General features: G+C 55.0%; 5 protein-coding genes. 2 read left to right on the top strand and 3 right to left on the bottom strand.

Going from position 1 to position 2,873, the window contains the following annotated elements; all coding sequences use genetic code 11:
• A partial coding sequence (locus tag VGC33_RS20610) for a bifunctional transcriptional activator/DNA repair enzyme AdaA (RefSeq protein ID WP_331122644.1) occupies positions 1–730 on the bottom strand: 730 nt, incomplete at its 3' end.
• A gap of 212 nt (positions 731–942) precedes the next feature.
• Positions 943–1,857: an SDR family NAD(P)-dependent oxidoreductase gene (locus VGC33_RS20615; protein WP_331122645.1), complete on the bottom strand. Its 915-nt coding sequence runs from the start codon at positions 1,855–1,857 to the stop codon at positions 943–945.
• 170 nt (positions 1,858–2,027) lie between these two features.
• On the opposite strand from VGC33_RS20615, the gene VGC33_RS20620 reads away from it, so the two are divergent.
• Both VGC33_RS20620 and VGC33_RS20625 read left to right on the top strand, forming a co-directional pair.
• Positions 2,028–2,306 carry a TetR/AcrR family transcriptional regulator gene (locus VGC33_RS20620; protein ID WP_331122646.1) on the top strand — a complete coding sequence of 93 codons (279 nt, stop codon included), beginning with the start codon at positions 2,028–2,030 and terminating at the stop codon, positions 2,304–2,306.
• A 27-nt stretch (positions 2,307–2,333) separates the two neighbouring features.
• A complete protein-coding gene (locus VGC33_RS20625) occupies positions 2,334–2,600 on the top strand; it encodes a hypothetical protein (RefSeq protein WP_331122647.1) in 267 nt (88 codons plus the stop codon).
• On the opposite strand, the gene VGC33_RS20630 is transcribed toward VGC33_RS20625, so the two are convergent.
• Positions 2,597–2,873 (bottom strand): NAD(P)H-binding protein (locus tag VGC33_RS20630; protein ID WP_331122648.1); only part of this gene is annotated, 277 nt, incomplete at its 5' end. The two genes, VGC33_RS20625 and VGC33_RS20630, sit on opposite strands and share 4 nt — an antisense overlap.

Raw genomic sequence — 2,873 nt, forward strand, 5'->3', positions numbered from 1 at the left:
CATCGTCACAGCCAATAAGCTGCGCCTTGGGAAACTGATCCTGTAGACCGCGCACCAGAGCGTCCGGGTCATCGTCCAACAGAATGGCGCAAATACCACGCTGACTCTGCGCGACCAGAATGGCGCCCAGCGAACATTGCCCCACCGCGAAACGGATGACCGCTCCCACGCCGCCCGCCCGGTAATCACGTGCACGCATGCCCAATAGATGATCGGATGTTTCATAGAAGCGGCTATTGGAATTGAAGCCGGCGTCGTAGATGGCGCTCGTGATTGAGGCTGTTGGCGCGCTCAACTCCTCGCGCAGCTTGCGGGCGCGGTAGGCCGAGCTATAGGCCTTGGGGGTCAGGCCCGTTTCAGCTTTGAACAAACGATGAAAATGAAACGGACTCAACTCGACCTCGGCGGCCAGGACATCGAGTTGGGGCGGCGTCTCCGACGTTTCTATCAGCCGGCAGGCGCGCGCTATCCGCCCGGCGCGCTCGGACGCGGCGCTGGTCTGGTCGCCGTGCGCGCGGCGGCTCGATCGATAACCCGCCGCTTCAGCCGCCTCGACCGTATCGAAGAACTCCACATTCTCGCGCCTCGGTAGCCGCGCCGTGGAACTAGGATGGCAGTACACGCCAGTGGTCCGCACGGCATAAATGAAGTGTCCGTCGGCGGCCGCATCCCGCGCCCTGACCGCCTCCCAGCGGGCATCGTCCGTGTCGTAAGCAGTCGTCGTTGTCATGGCGGTAATCCTGAATTCGTTAATCACAGCGCCAGTATAGGCGGGACTTCATTGGCAAGAACTCTGATTCTTGCGCATGAATTTCATCGGCTGGGAAGTCGCCCAAGAATTGCATCGCCGGTCCTGGTATCGCCGACACCCGCCTTGCTCGCCGCATCCTCCAATGGAATAAGAATAAGGGCGGCGATGCTCCGCAAAACGGCCGTAGCCGATTAACGCGTTGACTCAGCACCGCGCAGGCGGTTCACCAATAGCTCATCCTGTAGGATTTGCGCCTTCATAGCCATTAATTCATCCACATCCCAGTTACAGCTGAGATACCGTCCTCTGGCCCAATCCGCTTGCCCCGTGCAGAGCCAGACAACAAACCCGGCCGACAGCGCCGGTGTGTCAATCAAGAAACGATGAAGCTGCTCCGGCATGTTTTTGGCAAGGCTGGTTGCAACCCCGCCGGGATGAATGGCAAAACAGGTGACCCCCTCGTCGCCATGATCCACGTTCACAAACTCGCAAAGACGGTTGATAGCATGTTTAGTCGTCTGGTAGTCCGAGGCATGCGGTGTCAGCATCTGGGCGCCGATTGATGAAACCAGGATCAGATGTCCCCCTGATTGACCGATTGCCGTCTGTGTTTTCGCTGAAACGATGAGGTGGGGAAGCGCAAATCGGATAAGGTGGTAAGTCCCTTTGATATTCACCGTCCAGGTATTCCACCAGTCCTCGGGGTCGGATTCCCCGATTTTTCGCCATTTAGCCAGATAACCCGCGCAGGAATAAGCGACATCAAGACCGCCGAACCTCGCCACGCAATCCCGGACCGCGCGCTCCACCTGTTTTGCATCCGTGACATCGCACACCATGAATTCACATTGTGTCGATGGATTATTCGCCATAATATCCTTCTTCAGCATCTGCAGCGCATCTTCTGAACGGGCAACGATATATACAGCCTTGGCGCCGGCGCGAGCGAAAGCGATGGCCGCCGCTTTGCCGATACCCTGCGACGCACCGCTGATGAAGATAACCTTCCCTTCCGCACTTCTTTTCAGCACGCCGGCTGGATCGATTGCCGGATACAGATCGTGACGTTCGGTTAAGGGGAGAAATTGTGTTGTGGTCGATATCATCAGGAAACCTTTTGCAAATATTGCCCGGATAAAACCCCGGACCGTACCTTTCGCAAGGAAATGGCGAAGAGGAATGCCCAGGAAGATAAATGCTTACCCGCGTCCTCAGCCATTGCTGTAAAGTGGGTAATCTAATTATACGAGCCATCGTTTAGTTTAGGAATTCGCATATGCGTTATCGTCCGCCTGTTACTTTTCAACCGCGTAAATACCCGCAGCAAAGCCGCTCCAGAGTCACCATGGAGGCTATTTTCGAAGCAACTGTTCAGGTTTTGTTAGCGGAGGGCATTCCTCGGCTGACAACGACTCGCGTCGCTCAACGGGCGGGGTTTTCCATCGGGACAATGTATCAGTATTTTCCTCACAAACAGGCGCTGATATATGCCTTGATCGGAAAGCACTTAAACCACGTGGTGGCAAAGGTCGAGAAAACGTGCCAGATAAATTAATGAATCCGTGTTGCTAGGGAGGCAATAATGCATAAATATGTTATTTTTATAAAAAATGATGGATCAAAAGTCATCGATAAAGAATCGGTTACGCCCTCATTCGTTAAGGAGATGAAACAACGTGGATTCCGGAAACATCATACAGAAATAGAAGCTGAAAATGAAAAAGAAGCCATTACTAAATTAAACGAAAACAGCGAAGGTTATTTAAACTCACTCAGGGAATTTTCTGGCAGTGTATTTATTTGCTCTGTTTGCGTTATTATAATGGCTTTGATTTATTTTTTCAGTTAATGGCATTCATTAGCGATGTCGGATTGGCCTGCTCCCCACCCGGCCCGCCAGGCGATCGACGGCAATCCCCCGAGCCGGGCCAGGGCGCGTCGCCTGGGCTCATGCGCAAGAGCCCGGGTATATTCGTCGGCCACCACCGCGTTGAGCAGGAACAGCGTCGAGACGCCGGAGAAGGCGCCGCGCAGCGCGTCGACGTCGAGCAGGTCTCCCTGGACCACATCGACGCCGGCCGGTAAGCCGGCCTTCGAGGGATCGCGCACGAGCGCGCGCACC

Source organism: Acerihabitans sp., from assembly GCF_036398755.1.
GTDB lineage: Bacteria > Pseudomonadota > Gammaproteobacteria > Enterobacterales > Enterobacteriaceae > Acerihabitans.